Source organism: Sphingobium sp. B1D7B, from assembly GCF_025961965.1.
Lineage (GTDB): Bacteria > Pseudomonadota > Alphaproteobacteria > Sphingomonadales > Sphingomonadaceae > Sphingobium.
Map to the genome: position 1 here is coordinate 3,311,540 of NZ_JAOQOR010000001.1, position 16,739 is coordinate 3,328,278.

18 protein-coding genes are annotated in these 16,739 nt (G+C 64.2%); 10 read left to right on the forward strand and 8 right to left on the reverse strand.

Translation table 11 applies throughout. The features are described 5' to 3' along the window. The first annotated feature begins 108 nt into the window (after window positions 1–108). The gene (locus M2336_RS15530; protein WP_264573179.1) at window positions 109–1,251 is read left to right on the forward strand and encodes an alpha/beta hydrolase; all 1,143 of its coding nucleotides are present in this window, start codon (window positions 109–111) and stop codon (window positions 1,249–1,251) included. A gap of 42 nt (window positions 1,252–1,293) precedes the next feature. Here M2336_RS15530 and M2336_RS15535 read toward each other — a convergent pair whose 3' ends face one another. From M2336_RS15535 to M2336_RS15545, 3 genes are all read right to left on the reverse strand, one after another. Next, the gene (locus M2336_RS15535; RefSeq protein ID WP_264573180.1) at window positions 1,294–2,865 is read right to left on the reverse strand and encodes a tannase/feruloyl esterase family alpha/beta hydrolase; all 1,572 of its coding nucleotides are present in this window, start codon (window positions 2,863–2,865) and stop codon (window positions 1,294–1,296) included. A gap of 132 nt (window positions 2,866–2,997) precedes the next feature. Further along, complete coding sequence (locus M2336_RS15540; RefSeq protein ID WP_264593185.1) at window positions 2,998–4,521, reverse strand: carboxylesterase/lipase family protein; 1,524 nt, start codon at window positions 4,519–4,521, stop codon at window positions 2,998–3,000. A gap of 49 nt (window positions 4,522–4,570) precedes the next feature. Further along, entirely contained in the window at window positions 4,571–5,476 is a 906-nt protein-coding gene (locus M2336_RS15545) for a dienelactone hydrolase family protein (protein WP_264593186.1), read from the reverse strand. A 133-nt stretch (window positions 5,477–5,609) separates the two neighbouring features. On the opposite strand from M2336_RS15545, the gene M2336_RS15550 reads away from it, so the two are divergent. Beyond that, a complete protein-coding gene (locus M2336_RS15550; RefSeq protein WP_264573183.1) occupies window positions 5,610–6,935 on the forward strand; it encodes a sugar porter family MFS transporter in 1,326 nt (441 codons plus the stop codon). An 8-nt stretch (window positions 6,936–6,943) separates the two neighbouring features. On the opposite strand, the gene M2336_RS15555 is transcribed toward M2336_RS15550, so the two are convergent. Together M2336_RS15555 and M2336_RS15560 are read right to left on the reverse strand one after the other, a co-directional pair. Next, window positions 6,944–7,075 (reverse strand): hypothetical protein, encoded by a 132-nt coding sequence (locus M2336_RS15555; RefSeq protein ID WP_264573184.1) that lies wholly within the window; start codon window positions 7,073–7,075, stop codon window positions 6,944–6,946. Then, on the reverse strand, window positions 7,072–7,551 hold the full coding sequence (locus M2336_RS15560; protein WP_264573185.1) for a hypothetical protein: 480 nt from the start codon (window positions 7,549–7,551) through the stop codon (window positions 7,072–7,074). The genes M2336_RS15555 and M2336_RS15560 overlap by 4 nt, the downstream gene beginning before the upstream one ends. Before the next feature lie 106 nt (window positions 7,552–7,657). On the opposite strand from M2336_RS15560, the gene M2336_RS15565 reads away from it, so the two are divergent. Beyond that, window positions 7,658–8,545: an MBL fold metallo-hydrolase gene (locus M2336_RS15565; RefSeq protein WP_264573186.1), complete on the forward strand. Its 888-nt coding sequence runs from the start codon at window positions 7,658–7,660 to the stop codon at window positions 8,543–8,545. Between the two features lie 15 nt (window positions 8,546–8,560). Here M2336_RS15565 and M2336_RS15570 read toward each other — a convergent pair whose 3' ends face one another. Together M2336_RS15570 and M2336_RS15575 are read right to left on the reverse strand one after the other, a co-directional pair. Beyond that, window positions 8,561–8,851 (reverse strand): YciI family protein, encoded by a 291-nt coding sequence (locus M2336_RS15570; RefSeq protein WP_264573187.1) that lies wholly within the window; start codon window positions 8,849–8,851, stop codon window positions 8,561–8,563. Then, complete coding sequence (locus M2336_RS15575; RefSeq protein ID WP_264573188.1) at window positions 8,851–10,113, reverse strand: aromatic ring-hydroxylating dioxygenase subunit alpha; 1,263 nt, start codon at window positions 10,111–10,113, stop codon at window positions 8,851–8,853. Before M2336_RS15575 ends, M2336_RS15570 begins: the two co-directional genes overlap by 1 nt. Before the next feature lie 135 nt (window positions 10,114–10,248). Between M2336_RS15575 and M2336_RS15580 the strand changes: the two genes are divergently transcribed. After that, entirely contained in the window at window positions 10,249–10,542 is a 294-nt protein-coding gene (locus tag M2336_RS15580; protein ID WP_181560119.1) for a hypothetical protein, read from the forward strand. A gap of 54 nt (window positions 10,543–10,596) precedes the next feature. After that, window positions 10,597–11,190, forward strand: a complete 594-nt coding sequence (locus M2336_RS15585) for a hypothetical protein (protein ID WP_264573189.1) — start codon at window positions 10,597–10,599, stop codon at window positions 11,188–11,190. A gap of 36 nt (window positions 11,191–11,226) precedes the next feature. Here the strand turns inward: M2336_RS15585 and M2336_RS15590 are convergent, their stop codons facing one another. Then, a complete protein-coding gene (locus M2336_RS15590; protein WP_264573190.1) occupies window positions 11,227–12,219 on the reverse strand; it encodes a protocatechuate 3,4-dioxygenase in 993 nt (330 codons plus the stop codon). Between the two features lie 198 nt (window positions 12,220–12,417). On the opposite strand from M2336_RS15590, the gene M2336_RS15595 reads away from it, so the two are divergent. The 5 genes from M2336_RS15595 to M2336_RS15615 all read left to right on the forward strand — a co-directional run bounded on the left by M2336_RS15595 (window position 12,418) and on the right by M2336_RS15615 (window position 16,686). Further along, window positions 12,418–13,653 (forward strand): acyl-CoA dehydrogenase family protein, encoded by a 1,236-nt coding sequence (locus M2336_RS15595; RefSeq protein WP_264573191.1) that lies wholly within the window; start codon window positions 12,418–12,420, stop codon window positions 13,651–13,653. Between the two features lie 37 nt (window positions 13,654–13,690). Then, window positions 13,691–14,140 (forward strand): hypothetical protein, encoded by a 450-nt coding sequence (locus M2336_RS15600; RefSeq protein WP_264573192.1) that lies wholly within the window; start codon window positions 13,691–13,693, stop codon window positions 14,138–14,140. A gap of 18 nt (window positions 14,141–14,158) precedes the next feature. Continuing rightward, complete coding sequence (locus M2336_RS15605; protein WP_264573193.1) at window positions 14,159–14,362, forward strand: hypothetical protein; 204 nt, start codon at window positions 14,159–14,161, stop codon at window positions 14,360–14,362. 30 nt (window positions 14,363–14,392) lie between these two features. Further along, window positions 14,393–15,799 (forward strand): MFS transporter, encoded by a 1,407-nt coding sequence (locus M2336_RS15610; protein WP_264573194.1) that lies wholly within the window; start codon window positions 14,393–14,395, stop codon window positions 15,797–15,799. A gap of 80 nt (window positions 15,800–15,879) precedes the next feature. Continuing rightward, on the forward strand, window positions 15,880–16,686 hold the full coding sequence (locus tag M2336_RS15615; RefSeq protein ID WP_264573195.1) for an amidohydrolase family protein: 807 nt from the start codon (window positions 15,880–15,882) through the stop codon (window positions 16,684–16,686). Window positions 16,687–16,739 lie beyond the last annotated feature (53 nt).

Here is a 16,739-nt window from a genome sequence, read left to right on the forward strand (position 1 = left end):
GACCGATTTGGACGGCCCCTTTACAATCGATTGTATTCATGTGAGTCTAACAATTCCAGATGCCAATTTGCGATGCGGCACAAAAATCAGACTAAATGAGAGGTTTATATGGGAGAATCATTCGCCAAACGCCCGGCGTACAGCCTGTGGTCGCGACTAGTGGCGCTTACGGGCGCATCGGTGGTCGCGCTGGCCTTCCCCGCCGCCGCACCGGCCCAAACGGCTGACAAGGCGGACAGCAATCCAGTGAAGATCGATTCCGACGGCACAGTGCATGTGCCCGCGATGAGCGTACCGGTTTCCAGTTTCCTGACCGATGAAGCCAAGGCCTATCTGGCCGAGCATCTGCACGACATGCAGGACCGTGAATCGAAGACGCTGCCGGAAAATGGCGTCCCCTTCTTCATGAAGCCCTATATGGCCTCGGCCAAGGCGATGTTCCCGCTGGTCCGGCAGGAAACGACCATCGCAGGCGTGCCCGCCATCACTTACACGCCTACGCAAGGGGTCAAGCCGCAGAACCAGAAGCGCATTCTGCTCAACCTGCATGGCGGCGGCTTCGGCGGCTGCTACCCGGGTTGCGCCGAGTTGGAATCGATGCCGATCGCGTCGCTCGGTGGCTATAAGGTCATCACGATCGATTATCGCCAGGCGCCGCAATATCGCTTCCCGGCCGCGAGCGAGGATGTCGCCAGCGTCTATCGCGAACTGCTCAAGACCTACAAGCCGGCCGATATCGGCATCTATGGCTGCTCGGCGGGCGGCATGCTCGTTGGCATGGCGATGGCCTGGTTCGATAAGGAGAAGCTCCCCATGCCCGGCGCCATCGGCATTTTCTGTGCCGGGATGACGCTAGAAAAAGGTCCCGGCTTCGGCGGTGATGCGCATTATACCACCGCCGCCATCGGCGAGGCGAACCCGCCGGCGGAGCCGCCGCCGCCACTCGGCAAGGGTCTTCCCCCGCTGCAGTATCTCGAGAAGGTCGACATCAAGGACCCGCTGGCCGCACCGGCCAACTCGCTCGAACTGCTGGCCAAATTCCCGCCGACGCTGTTCATCACCGGCACGCGGGCCTTTGAGCTCAGTTCCGCAGTCTACTCACATGGCCAGATGGTGAAGGCCGGCGCCGATGCCGATCTGCATGTGTGGGACGGTCTGTTCCACGGCTTCTTCTACAATCCGGTCATCCCGGAATCGCAGGATGCCTACAAGGTTATCGTCAACTTCTTCGACAAGAAGCTCGGCAAGTAGCGGGTGGAATGCGGCGCAGCGGTCTCCCCTCTGCGCCGCATGTCAGTAAGGAGCCGGCGGCGGACCAGCCTCCATGCCGGCGCCCACCCAATCGAACCGGTCGTCATGATCCTTGGCGATGGGCACCGGCGCAAAGCTGCTGGCGGCGTTGATGTCCCCCCGGCCCGTATAGCGTGCCTGCACCGGGAACGGATAGGTCGGACGGCGGCGGATCGTGCCATCCGCCAGAATGGCAGCGCCTTCCACCGCACCGGGCGCCGCGCCCCGCTCTACCCAATTGACCATCGGCCCGAGCAGGTCGTGCTGATAGCCGATATAGCCGCCAGCGCAGTGATAGACTCCGGGAAACATGTAGACCCGCATGAACAGATCGGTCCTGGCAAAGCCGCCCATCGCGTTCCGGACGCGCTGATAGTAGTCCGGCAGCAGCCATGATCCCCCGGCATTGTCCGCCTCGCCCTGCCACATGATCAGCTTGCCACCGCGCGCCTTGAATGCGGCGAGATCGGGATTGCTGGCATTATAATAGCCGCCCTTGTCGATCAGGTCGGCCAGGGCCGCCGCATCGGGCTTCCATGTGCGCCAGTCGAAATCCTGATGGGTTTCGCCATTGTAGATCATGAACTTGATCTGGTTCGCCGCCAGTTGATAGCCGTCAGCCACGAAGCTGCCCGGCCCGGTCCACAGCAGTTCGGACCCGTAAGGCTCGCCGCCAAAGAACAAGGGCCGGCCCTGTGCATCCCTCGGCCCTTCGTAAAGCCGACGCATCGTCTCGGCCTGCTGCGCCGTCACGCAATCGGCCCGCTGCCCCGGCTTGCAGACGAGCGTGCGCGGATCGAACCGGCAGCGACGGGGATTGTCGATCTGGCCATCCTTGAGGCCATCAAGGCCATCGCACGCCGCCATCACTGCCCGATGAAGCAATTGGGTGGATTGCGGCGTGAGAATGGGTTGGCCATCCGCGCTCCTGGCCACCTGAGACTCATGGATGATGCGGACGACGCCCGGCGTGATCCACAGAGCGGGCGCGCCTGCGATGATGCCGTCGAAATCATCAGGATAGCGCTGCGCTTCCATCATGGCTTCGCGCCCGCCATTGGAGCAGCCCATGAAGTAGGAGTAAGCCGGCTTGCGTCCATAGAAGCGGGCGATGATCTCCTTGGCGACACGCGCCGTCACATGCGCCGCGCGATAAGCAAAATCGGCCCGCAATTGCGGGGCATGAGCCGCCCAGAGCGTATCGCGCGCGTCCGGCCCGACATGGCCGCTATTGTTGAAGCTCACGGCAAATGCGCCGCTGAAGGCCGTCTGATTATCGCAGGACGGCGACACCGTCTGGTAGATCACGCCACAGGCCCCGCCACAGCCACCCTGCAGGTAGCGACCGGTGTAGGTTTCCGTCGGTAGATGCAGCTCAAACTGGATCTGCGGCGCGATCATGCCCGTGATCCGGCAGAATGCCACGCCATTGTCACGCGTCTCCAGCGTTGCGCTGCTGATCCGCGCCGGCGCGTCCTTAATGGCCAGCAGATCCTCGGTGGGCAAGGCGTCGCAGGCCATGACCGGCATCACGACCGGCCGCTCGGGCAGCGGTGTGAAATGGACCGGCGGCATCGGGGATTTCGCGGGCTGAGACTGAAGCGACGCGCTGCTGACACAAGCGAGCATGACGCCCACCGCGAGTCGTGCCAGCCTCTTGATCCAACTTGTCCGCATAAGCCTTCCCCCTCTCCGCTACCTTCGCGTTCAACGCGGTTTTATGGTCTGATCCGCTTCGTCGGCCTCGCCGTGATAATGTCGGTCGATGAGGTCGAGCAACACGGGTTCGCGCTCGCCGATCGGCGCCGCGCCTTCCGCACCGAAGCGCAGCGCGACATGGGCCGGCACGCCATGAGCCGGCCATTGCGGCAGACCGGCTCCGTTGGGATTGCCGGTGCGCGCGAAGTTCAGCCAGTATCCGCTCAGCAGCCGATGGATCATCTGCTCCTCGGCATCGAGCGTCCGCCCTGCGGGCCGATAATTGCCGAAGATATAGGCCAGCTCCGCGCCATGATGGGCCGTGCGCGGGCGGCCGGCCGGTTGGGGAGGCGCATAATCAAAGACATAGCGATAGACTGGCGCCCGGCCGGTCTTCGTCTGCAGGCCAGACCACATCGCGGCGGTGAAATTCCCCCACTCGACATTGGTCAGACGCCAGCGGGCATCGGTGGGATCGGCTTCCCCATCTGCACCGATGGCGGTAGCGATGGCCGGTGCCAGCGGACCATATTCGGCCTGCAGGCCCGCATTCAGCGCCTCCCGGCTGATCTCGGGCGGGCGCCCGAATTCCTGCGTGGTGCCACCAATAATCATCGGCACATCATTCTGCGCCCCGGCCAGATAAATCTCGCGCACGCTGCGGGGCAGCAGCCAGCCATCGACATTGGGCTCATATTTCTGGTCGTCGCGGATCAGCAGCTTGTCCGTGGGCAGCTTGCGCAAGGCGGCGAGGCTGGTCACGCTGCGTTCTGCCATGAACGCTTTGCCCAGGGCCTCGGCCTCCCGCAGCGGCAAGGCCGCGCGCACGCCGAAGGACGAGCCGGATTCGCCGATGGCCTTGGCGAACAGCCCCCTGGCGAGCGGCGAGGCGGTGAGGATGTTCACTGTTTCGGAGCCGGAGGACTGGCCTAACACCGTCACATTCTGCGGATCGCCCCCGAAGGCGGCGATATTCTCCTGCACCCAGCGCAGCGCGGCAACGGCATCGAGAACCCCGTAATTGCCCGAGGCCCCATGGGGCGATTCAGCGCTCAACTCCGACGTCGCGAGGAAGCCGAGCGCGCCGACCCGATAGCCAAAGCTCACCAGCACCACACCCTGCTGCGCCAGCGCGCGTCCATTGAAGATCGGCAGCGCAGTCGATCCACCGCGAAAGCCGCCGCCATAGATCCACACCATCACGGGGCGCTTGGCCTGCGCGCCCATCTGCGGCGTCCAGACATTGAGATAAAGGCAATCCTCGGACGTATCCTTGCGCGCCGGCAGCCCACCGGGGCAGGCTGGCGCAAAGGTCGTCGCCTGCCGGGGTCGGGTCCAGCCCGCCGGCTCTGCAGGCGGCCGCCAACGCAGCTCGCCGGTCGGCGCAGCTGCATAGGGCACGCCCTTGAACACCAGCACGTCATCATCGCGCGTACCGACGACGGGACCATAGGTCGTCGCGGCGTGCGGCGCTTCTGCCGAGGCCCCCTGCGCCTGAGCTGAAGTGGGCGCTGCCACGAGCGTAGCTGCCATCGTCAGGGCTGCCAGCAAGCGGCCTCTCCCGGCGGTCTTCCTCACGCGATCAACCATTGGCACGTCCCCCGCTCGCGCAATCATGGGTCGCAAAGAAGTCGAGCGTCTGCGGCAGATAGCGCACCCAGGCATCGCCATGCGTGCCCTCGGGGATCAGTTCCATACGCGCGTCGATGCCGGCAGCTTTCAGGCGCTCCGTCAGCGTCTGCGTGTCGGATGCGTTCGCGCGATCATCCTTGCCCCCATGCACCAGCAGCATGCTGGAGATGGGCTTCAGCTGCTCGACCGGATAATCCGGCCAGGGCGGCCCGCCGCTCGCCGAGATGGCGCACCAACGCTGCGGATCGGTCTGCGCGAAATGCAGGACGCCGGTCATGCCCATGGAATTGCCCATCAGATACACGCGGCGCGGATTAATATTATAATCCGCCATGGTCTTGGCCAGCACGTTGCGCACATCCGCCTCAGCCAGCGCGGATTGCTGCTCTGGCGTCATCGTCGCTTTCTTCCCCATGTCGGGCAGCGCCGAGGGGAGCGGGAGATTGGCGCCATAATCGGCCATGCCATTATAGCCATTGGGCGAGACCACCACGAAGCCATGCTTTTCCGCTTCCCGCTGAAGCGCACCCCCGGCATCGTCAAAGGGGCCGTCTGCCGTGCTGCCATAGCCATGCAGGATGACCACCATCGGCCAGTGCCGGTCCGCCCGCCAGTTTGATGGCAGAAAGACCCGGTACGCGATCTCCTCGCCCTTGGCCTGCGGCATGGCGTAGGTGAGCTTGAGATCGCCGGTCTGTACCGTGCTCGCATTCGCTGCGGCCGAATTGTTCTGCGCATCCGGCGCGGCCCCGTTGCACCCGGCCAACAGCAGGCCCAGGGCCCCGAGCGCGAAAAGCGCCTTGCCCCCGGAAAACCGCGCAGCTAGCTTGGCGTCAGGCCTTTGAAATGGGGGCATCATCGCTCTCCTCAATCCTCATCTTGCAATCCATTGCGAATCATCTTTATTCATGATCGTATAACAAAGCGAGATCGGCACCAGCGTTCTTCTGGATAAATTGACCGACCGCTGACCGGACAGGAGACGCCCTATGCCCAATCGCTCGATTTCGCTCTGGGCCTTCACGGCGGCGCTGGCCGGCCTGCTGTTCGGTTTCGACACCGCAGTGATTTCAGGCGCGGAAATGGCCATTCAGCGCACATGGTCGATGGGCAGCGCGATGCACGGGCTCGCCATATCCTCTGCCCTGTGGGGCACGGTGGTCGGCGCCCTGTTCGGCGCGATCCCCAGCGATCGTTATGGCCGCAAACCGACACTGATCTGGATCGGCATCCTCTATCTGGTCTCAGCCATCGGATCGGCGCTGGCGTGGGACCCGTGGTCGTTCATGGCCTTCCGCATCATCGGCGGCCTCGCCATCGGCGCGTCGTCGATCGCCGCGCCCGCCTATATCTCGGAGATTGCCCCGCCAGCCTGGCGCGGCCGGCTCGGTATCCTGTTCCAGACCATGATCGTGCTGGGCATTCTCATCGCCTATGTTTCCAACGCGCTGATCAGCGGCGCACACCCGGCGGACTGGCGGATCATGCTCGCCATCCCGGCCATTCCCGCTGCGCTCTTCCTCCTCGCCACCGTTGTGCTGCCGGAGAGCCCGCGCTGGCTGCTGCTGCACAAGGGCAATGAAGCCGAGGCGCGGCGCGTGCTGGCCATGGCCGGCGGCGATATCGAGGCGATCCGCGCCACGGCCGACCCCGCTGGCGAAAGCCGGATGACGCTGCGCCGCTTCTTCGACGGACATCTGCGCCGGCCGATCATGCTCGCCTTCCTCGTCGCCTTCTTCAACCAGCTCTCCGGCATCAACGCGATCATCTATTACGCCCCGCGCATCTTCGGCCTGACCGGGGCGGAGGCGAGCGCCACCCTGTACGCGACAGTAGGCGTCGGCGTGGTCAATCTGGTCTTCACGCTGGTCGGCATGGCGCTGATCGACAGTGCCGGGCGCCGAAAGCTGATGCTGATCGGCTCGGTCGGCTACATCGTCTCGCTGGCCATGGTCGCTTATGGCTTTGCCAGCGCGCATTATACGCTGGTGCCGGTCTTCATCTTCCTCTTCATCGCCGCCCATGCCATCGGCCAGGGCGCGATCATCTGGGTCTACATCTCGGAGATCTTCCCGAACAATGCCCGTGCGACGGGTCAGGCGCTCGGCACCGGCACGCATTGGGTGCTCGCCGCCGCCCTCACCCTGATCATGCCCGCCGTGCTCGCCAGCGTCGCGCCGGTTTGGATCTTTGGCTTCTTCGCATTCATGATGGTGCTGCAGCTGCTCTTCACGCTGTTCATGATGGTCGAGACGCGCGGCCGCTCGCTGGAGGAGCTATCGGCGGATCTGGCGAGCGAGCCTGCCCGTCCCTGACCGCCGGGCTACTTCCCGATCAGGCCGACGAACAGATAGAAATTATAGGCCTGCAGCGCGATGGCGAACCAGCCGAACGCATAGAAGGCGATCCGTAGCCAGCGGCGGCTTTTGCGGGGCGATGGGGTCTGCATGGTCATAGCCCGGCCTCCTTCGGTGTCGCCTTCCAGGCAAGCATGGGGCGATAATAGTCAAGGTAACACCAGATCAGCCACAGGTGGATCAGCAGCACGCACAGGCCGCCGATGACCATGTCCCCAATGGCAGCCAGGACCGCCGCATTGGTGACGGTGCCCTGTATCCAGCCCCAGATGTCATCGAGGATCAAAGCATCGAGCATGAAGGTGCCGAAAATCACCGGGAAGGCGACCACCAGCATCAGCGGGATGCCGCGGTTGAAGACCAGCGACAGGCCCAGCAGGATTTCGACCACCTTGGCCATCTGGAACATCCAGCCGGTGCGGATCATCTCGGTGATGACCACATGCTTCATCGGCGCATCCAGCGGCATGTAGATGCTGGGCAGCGGCATGAAGCCGAAGAACCAGTTGAGCCCGCTCAGCAAGCTGAAGATGCCGAGCAGCATCCGGGCAGAGACCACCATGGGCTTGAACATACCGTCTTCTCCGCGCTGCGATCGCCGCCCGAATTGCGTCGATTCGAGTTGACAGCGCCCTTGTAACGCGCATGAATTGCTAGGCAATCATGTATTAGGATTTCTCATGACGCCGCAGACTCTGGGCCGGATGACGATCAGTCGCGTCATGGAAATGGAGGCGGCCATGCCGCTGGCGATGATCTTCCCGCAGGTGACGGCGGACGATCTCGCCAACCTTTCCCGATGGTATCGCGATGACAGCCTGACCGGCGACCCGGCGACCTCCCTCGTCACGCTCAGCATGCACAGCTTCGTCGTCCAGCTCGATGGCCAGAACATCCTGATCGACAGCTGCAACGGCAATTGCAAGACGCGCAGCGTGCCCGACATCCACATGCTCGACACGCCCTATCTCGAGAATCTGGCGAAGCTCGGCCTGCGCCCGCAGGATATTCACATGGTGCTCTGCACCCATCTCCACATGGACCATGTCGGCTGGAACACGCGGCTGGAGAATGGCCGTTGGGTGCCGACCTTCCCCAATGCGCGCTACATCTTCGGCAAGCGCGATTATGATCATTGGTCCACCCAGCAGGATATTCCACCCCATCGCGAGGCCTACGACGATTCGGTCCTGCCGGTGGTGGAAGCCGGGCTGGCCGACATCGTCGATACCGACGATCCGCGCGCGGCGTTCAAGGAGATTGGCGATGGCGTATGGCTGGAGCCCGCCTATGGCCACTCGCCGGGCAGTTGCCTCGTCCACGCGCAGGGCGGCGGCGCTGCGGCGACATTCTGGGGCGATGTGATCCACCACCCCGTCCAGCTCCTGCGGCCCGACCTGCAGCTGATGTTCGATGACGATGGCGACGCCGCCGCGCAGGTGCGCCAGTCGCTGCTCGCACGGTTGGCGGATACCGATACATTATGCTGCCCCGCGCATTTCAGGGGCAATTCCGTCGGTCATGTTCGCAGTGATGGCGACGCCTATCGCTACGATTTCGTCGGCTGATCGGCCTGTCGCCGGCTAGGCCGTAGGCGGCTTCATCGCGGCAATCCGGAACCGCCGGACCGAGACCAGCTCCAGCACGCCTGCTGCGACATAGGGATCAGCCTGCGCCGCCGCCTGCGCCGCGTCGAGATCGGCAGCCTCGATGATGACGACGCTACCGATGGGGCGTTCATCCTCGTCCAGCAGGGGGCCGGTCAGCGGCATGGCTGACCCGAACCCCTTGCGATAGGCGATATGCTCAGGCCGCTTGGCCTCGCGAAGCTCGGCGGCGCCAAGCTCGCGATACTCGACCAGAAAATGCGCCATCAGGCTGCTGCGCCCACCGGCTGGAGATCATCGCCGAGCGGCTGGATGTCCTGCCACTTCTGCGTCGGCTCGAAGTTAAACGTCTCGGCCGTAATCTGGCCCCAGTCGAACTGCCCCTGATCAGCCTCGGGCATCTCTCCGGTCTCCGCCAGCCGCCGCGCCGCCTTCAGCATCATGCGCCGGAACGCCACGACAGCCATGTCCGAGCGCCCGAGATGCTCTTTCGAGCGGTCGGCGATCTTGCCCATCGTCTCGCTCACGGCATGATCCTGCAGCGCCACGCCGATGATGCCGGACATGTTCTGCGTCCGCATCATCTCACGGTCCTGATTGTACCAGACCGACATGCCGTTGGTCTTGAAGAACTGTTCGTCATACGGCGTGTTCGCTTCGCCCATGCGGTGCTCGCGGTCAATGGTCTGGCCGGGATCGTAGAAGAACTGGATGTGCCAGGTCGTGTAGTCGTCACGCGGCACGAAGGCATTGACCAGCCGGCGATTGCGGCGGAATTCCGGCGCCTTGGGGCCATCGGGCGGAATGAAGGTGTAGAAGGGCAGCGGCACCTGCGTCATGCGGCCCTGCTTCTGCTCGCCATCGTTGCGGACGGCGCAATAGCGCATGCCGTAGCGGGTATATTCGATCTCGAGCTTGGGCCGCAGATCCTTCTCGTGCGGCCATTTCGCCGGCTGATCCCAGGCGCTGTCGCGGTGCAGGATGCCCGCATGCGAGCTGTCGACCGCGCCTTCCAGCGCTTGCGCGTAGTTGCACTCGTAGATGACCTTGAAGGCCTCGCAGCTGCCCGGCGGCATATCGAACCAGGGGAAGTGCGGGAAGACCGGCTCCTTCTCCTTCGGCCCCATATAGGTCCACACCATGCCGCCCGCGACGCGCGTGGGATAGGCCTTGACCCGCATTGCCTTGGCCAGCTTGGAATTTTCCGGCTCGGCCGGCGTGTCCACGCACTGACCGGTCACATCGAACTTCCAGCCATGGAACAGGCAGCGCAGGCCGCACTCACCGTTCACGCCCAGCGCCAGCGAGCTGCCGCGATGCGGGCAATGCTCATCCAGCAGGCCGATCCGCCCCTCGCTATCCATGAAGGCGACCAGCTCTTCGCCGAGCAGCTTGATGCGCACCGGCTTGCCGTCTGCCTGCAACTCCTGAGTCAGCAGGGCCGGCATCCAGAAGCGGCGCATCAACTCGCCCATCGGCGTGCCGGGACCGATCCTGCAAAGCAGCTCGTTATCTTCGTGAGAGAGCATTTGACGCACCTGACATTGTTAGACAATAAGATATAAATATCGTGGCTCGCCCGAAAAGTCACTACCCAAAAGTTGCCGGCATGCGCGCCGGCCCGATAAGGCGGAGCAGCCGCCGCACTGAGCTGGAGATACTGCGTGGACCTGGACGATATTCTGCCGGTGGAGAACTTCTCGGACCTGACGATCCAGACGCTGGCCGACCGGCTACAGCGCAGCAGTGGCGCCGAACAATGCATCTATCGCGAGAGCGAGCTGGACGAACTCTGGCGGCTGATCGACATCGCCCTCAAGGCCGGCGGCGACACGCATTATGATTCCGAGCAGCTTCATCATCTGCGCGATCTGGTCCACCGCGCCCATGATCTGGTCGGCATGGAAGATCGCCCGCGCGAGGCGGCGGAAGTGCTGCGCGAGGCGTTGCTGCGGTAGGACGCCGCACCGCCAGGCCGGGAACGGCCAGCTGGCCTTGCGGGTTCTTTGGCCATGAACAGCGCTAAACTCATTCTGCTGATTCCCGCCTTCTCGCTCGCTGCCTGCGGCGGTGCGCCGACGGGCGAAAATCAGACCATCGATCCGTCCAACGCGGCCAGTCCGGCAGCGATCAACGCGGAAGGTCCAACCGAGCCTCCGGCCGCCGACGAAGCAGGTGCGGCCAGCAACCGCGCCGCCGCGCCCGACTTCACCCCGCCGATGCTGACACCGGAAGCGGAACGCACCGTGAAAGGCGCGCGCAACGTGCTGATCTCCTTCGCGCGCGCGATCGAGCAGCGCGCGTTCGATCAGGCCTGGGCGTTGCTCGCGCCGGCGGACAAGGAAAAGTGGAGTAAGAGCGCGTTCGCGGCGCTCTTTGCCGACCTCTCCGATATCATGGTCGCAATGCCGGACGGCACGATGGAGGGCGCGGCGGGCTCCAGCTACTACACGGCCCCCGTCGCGATCACCGGCAAGGATCGCGATGGGCGACCGGTGCGCATGGAAGGCGAAGCCGTGCTGCGGCGGGTCAATGATGTGGAGGGCGCGACGCCAGCGCAATTGCGCTGGCATTTCCAGAGCCTGACGCTCGACTGGACGCACTGAGGCTAGGCGGGCGGCGCCTGCCGCCCTCGCCCGGGATTACTTCCAGTAAACGAACCCCATCGCATTGCCCGTCCCGGCCTCGCTGCGATAGCAGGGCACATAATCGAGCACATGGCCCTCCAGCCCAAGCTGCGCCATCGCGCCGGCTACCGGCACCCAGTTCTTCATCTCGGACGTGCCGTCGCGGAACGTCTCTTCCCCCATGTTGAAGACCGGATCGAAATTCTTGCTTTCCAGTGCGTTGAGAAACGTCTTGTCCACCGTTTCGTCAATGACGAAATGGGTCAGACCGCCACTGGCGATGAGCGCGACGCGCTTGTCGCTGTCCCAACCGCGGATCGCTTCCAGCAGGGACTGGCCGAACTTGTAGCAGCGCCGCACGCTCGGCTGGTTGGGTGGGAAGAAGGTGTTCACCGTCACCATCACGCTCGGGCAGGGCCGGTCGCGCATGATGCGGCGATAGACAAACCCCCAGGCGTGGGGCGCCTCCGGGCGGGGCATGGCAGACATCGCGGCGACGTCGAACTCATCCGCCATTGCCTGCTCGATGATCTTGAGCGCCAAATCCGGGCAGCCCGGATAATCCGCGCCGCCAGCGGGAATATAACCCTTGAGCGATGGGGCGATGCCCGGCGGCAGTTCGCTCAGCCGCTCCGGCGTAAACTCGTAATTGGTGATCGTGTCGCCATAATGCACCGCGAAGGCAGGGTTGAGCGTCTTGCGAAAGATCTCGTCCTGATCGTTGCCGACGATCACGGCCACGTCCACCCGCGCCTCCTCGAACAGGTCGGCTAACGCCTCGATATTCTGCTGGCAGCGCGCCTGCCGCTCGTCCCACACGCGTTTTACGGTCTGCTCGCCGAGCCGCTCCCCGGCCCTTGCTTCCACCAGCTCATCGAAGGTCCAGGTGCCGCCCTTCCACGCATGCTTGTTGGCCTTGTCGGCGGGCACGCGCAGGCCCCAGCTCTCGGTTTCGGTGACCAGCATCGGGCCATGGCTCGTGCCGATACCAAGGACGATTTCTGCCATGCTCTGCTCTCCTGCCGATGTTCTTTTGCGGTCGTTGCACGGACGGGCACCGTGGGGTGTTGATGTCCGCTCCATTATCGGATACCTATTTGTATAACAATCCTGCATCGCGGGTCAATCGCGGGCAGAAGGGGCTGCGGCGCTCAATGAGCCGACGGACGCCCCGAAGATGAACGCAATGGAGGAAGGATGACGAACATGGCGAGCCAAGCAAGCGCGGACGTTGCGACGTTGGATATTGCGGGCCGTTACCCGGTCGTCGAATCCAGTGCGGATGCGATTGCGCGCATTCGGGCGCTGCTCCCGCAGATCGCGGCGGCGGATGCCGAGTCGGAGAGCGCCCGACGCCTCTCCCCGCATGTGGTCGATGCCATCCGCCAGACGGGCCTGTTCGGCATCGTCATGCCGCGCAACCTTGGCGGATCGGAGCTGGGCTTTGCCGATCTCGTGCGTGTCACGGCAGAGATCGGCACTATGTCTGGCTCGGCGGCCTGGATTTTCGGCGTACTGGCCGGGCATAGCTGGCTCATCAACCTCTTCCCCGAGCAGGCGCAGCGCGAGGTGATGGACGATCCCACCACACTCATCGGCACCGTCTTCCGCCTCGGTGGCGAGGTCGTGGAGGAAAATGGCGGCTACCGGCTGACAGGCGGCGCCGGGCGCTTCTGCTCCGGCATCGATTATGCGAGCTGGGTGATCATCGGCAATGCCGTGAAGAAGGCGGATGGCCGCATGGAGCCGCGCTTCTTCGTCCTGCCCAAGTCCGAGATCGAAATCGTCGACGACTGGTTCACCATGGGTATGCGCGCGACGGGCAGCCGCTCGATCAAGATCGACAGCGCCTTCATCCCCGCCCATCGCAGTTGCAGCCTGGCCGACATGCTGGCCGGTTCCACCCCAGGTGCGCGCGTGCATGAGGGTGCGGTCTACCGCATGCCCTTCTCCAACATCGCGCCCTTCTCCATCGTGGGCGCGCCGCTCGGCATGGCGCGGGGCATGGTGCAGCGCTTTGCGGCAGATATCGGCAAGCGCCTGGACGGTGCCGATCCGCTGGAAGTCGCCGAGCAATCCGCCACCTTCGCCCGCATCGCGGAGATTGGCGCCGAGGTCGACGCTGCCCTGGCGCTGATCCTGGAGGATGCCCGCATGGTGGATGAGGCCCGCGACCCCGCGGAAATCACGCCGCTTCTGGGCGCGCAAATCTCGCGCAACTGGGCGTGGGGCGTGCAGCGCGCGCGCCATGCCGCGAACCGGATCTTCGAGGCATCGGGCGGCAGCGCCATCTATGATGGCAGCGCCATGCAACGGCTGTTCCGCGACATGAACTCCGGCGCGCAGCACTTCGCCTTCACTTGGGACCGGGCCATGACCGGCTATGGCCGCGCCGCCGCCGGACTCAAGGCGGGGGCCTTCGCCATTCCCAAGGGGAAGTGAGACACGAGGGGCGGACGGAAGTCAGGGGAGGACGCGCATGAGGAGCGTGATCGAAAAATACGGTGTCGTCTTCTGCCGCTATTATCTCGGCGGCTTCAACCTCGTTTCCGGCCTCAACTATTTCATTCTCTTCTGGCCCCAGCCCAAGATGGGTGCGGCGGCCGGCAATGAATTCGTGCTCGCCGCCACCGATCTCAATCTGTTCACCTATGCCAAGATCATCGAGCTGACCGCCGGCGCCTGCCTGCTGCTCAATCGCTTCGTGCCGCTTGCGCTGACGCTTCTGATGCCGGTGACGCTGATGATCTTCCTGACCAATGTGCCGTGGGTGCCCCTGCCCCACATCCAACTCTCGGTGACGCGCAATCTGGTCATGCACCTCATCTTGCTCGCGGCTTACGCCAACTACTTTCTGCCGCTGCTCAAGGCGAAGACTGCGCCGCAGCCGATTTGGAAGCGGCCGTCCCGGCTGATGCGGGCACTTTAAGCAAGGATCGACAGGCCAATGGCGAACTTCAGCTTCAAACTCGACGGCCAAGTCGACATGATGAGTCTCAATCCGCTCGAAATGACGAATTTTGAGATGGTCGGCGCGCTCTTCGGCATTATGGGCATATTGATCACCCTGTTCCTCAGCCGAAAGGCCGCCGCACGGCAACGCCCCCATGAGTTCATTCCGCAAGAAACAGACGAAGACGCCGTCGGCTAGCCGGCCACTGCGCGAGCGGACAGACCTGGCTTGAAGCGGTTTCTGTCCCTGAAGAGTCGCGGCGCGATCCTCATCGCGTCGACCGCCATGTTCATGGTCCAGCTCGATGCGTCCGTGCTGGCTGTCGCGATCCCGCAGATTTCCGCAGACTTCGGCTTGCCTGCCATCGAGCTAAGCCTCGCGATCACCATCTACCTCACCATGCAGATCGCGCTGCTGCCGATCAGCGGGTGGGCGGCCGAGCGCTTCGGCCCGAAGACCGTGTTCATGATCGCAACGGCCGGCTTTGCCTTCTTCTCGATCTGCTGTGCCGCCGCCCCCTCCTTCTGGCCGTTCATTGCCGCGCGCGCCCTGCAGGGGGCGACGGCCTCGCTGATGACCCCCGTCGCCCGGCTGCTGCTGTTGCGGCAAACGAGCAAGGAAGAGCTGGTGGATGCCATGGCGATCGTGGCGATGCCCATGCTCATCGCGCCGACGCTCGGTCCCTCGATTGGCGGATTCATCGTGCAATATGCCCGCTGGGAGTTCATTTTCCTGCTGAACATCCCCGTCACCGTTGCTCTGCTGCTCGCGGCATGGCGCACCATCCCGGCCAGCGCGCCCGATGCCTCTAGACGACTGGACATGGTCGGCGCCGCGCTGCTCGGCGGATCGCTCGTCTGCCTGCTCACCGGGTTCGACCGGCTGGCCAGCGGCGTCGGCCGTCCCTTGCCCTGGATATTGCTCGCGGTCGGCACGGTCCTGTGCCTTGCCGGACTGAAGCATATTCGCACCCATCCGGACCCGGTGCTGAAGCTTGATGCCCTCAAGGACTCGAGCTTCCGGACGACGGTGATCGGCGCGGGCGCCATCGTCCGCATCCCGGCGCGCGCGATGCTCTTCGGCCTGCCGCTCATGTTCCAGATGGCCTATGGCTTCACGCCCATTCTGGCCGGCGTCATGCTCATGGCGCTCAATGGCGGCGACCTGCTGGCCAAGCTGTTCATTCGCCCCCTGTTCGACCGCTTCGGCTTCTCGGGGCCGGTAATGCTCTCAAGCTTTGCAGGGCTGGCCGCGATCGCCGTGGTTGCCCTGGCCGATCAAGGCCCCTGGCTGGCTGCCCTGATCTTCGTGGCGCTGCTCGTCGCCGGGCTGGCCCGCTCCGTGCTGTTCACCGGCATGACCTCGCTGACCTATGTCAGCCTCGATGCCGATACGATGACGCAGGGCAATGTTCTGGCCAGCATTTCCATGCAATTGTTCGCGGCGCTGGCGGTCTCGCTCACGGCGCTGCTGCTCGGCCTCCTGACGCAATTTGCCGGCCATCCAGAGCCGGGGCTGATGGAGTATCGGGGCGCCATGCTGGCCGTGGCGCTGATCGGGCTCGTCGCGACCCTGCTCATGCGCCGGCGCATCCCGCGCCATTTGAGCCAGCTCGCCGTGCGGGATGAGGACTAAGCCGACGGCTAGAATCGCCTAACATTTTACGCTAACGATATCGGCCAACCCCCGGCGATGACAGCCTGTGAGGATATGCCGTGCTCCTGATTGACGCCCATTGCCACGTCTCGCCCCTGTGGTTCGAGCCGGTCGAAACCCTGCTCTTCCAGATGGACCGCCACAATGTCGCGCAGGCGGTGCTGACGCAGATCCTGGGACAATTCGACAATCGCTATCAGCGCGATTGCATTGCGCGCTATCCGGATCGCTTCGTCAGCGTCGGCGCCATCGATCCGGCTGCGCCTGACGCGGTGCACCAACTTGGGATGCTGGCGGATGACGGTGCGGCCGGCCTACGCCTGCGGCCCGATGCCCGCAGCGCCGGTGACGACCCGCTCGCCATCTGGCGGGCTGCGGAGCGGCACGGCCTTGTCATCAGTTGCGGCGGGCCGAGCGCCCAGTTTGCATCCGCCGCGTTCGCCGATCTCGTCGGCAGCGTCCCGACCTTGCCCATCGTGCTGGAGCATCTGGCGGGATGGGTCAGACCCGACTGCGACCGTAAGCCCGAGACCTGGACGGCACTGCTCGCGCTCGCGCGCTTCCCCAATATCACGGTCAAGATCCCCGCGCTGGGGCAGTTGATTGCCCGACCCGTCGGTCAGCCTCTGCCTGCATCCGGGCCTGTGCTCGACCCGGCGGGCGGCGCACCGCTGATCGAGCTGCTCGATGCCTTCGGGCCAGACCGGCTGATGTGGGGCAGCGACTTCCCCGTCGTCTCCTCGCGCGAGGGCTATGCCAATGCGCTCGGCTGGACGCGCGATGTGTTCGAGCAGCACCGCCCCGCCAGCGTCGCGGCAATCTTCGGCGGCAATGCCGGCAGAATATTCTTCCAGCGCAAGGCTTGAAGACTGGAATAGATTGTTATACAAAACGATATATTCTATTGCTGGAGCACATC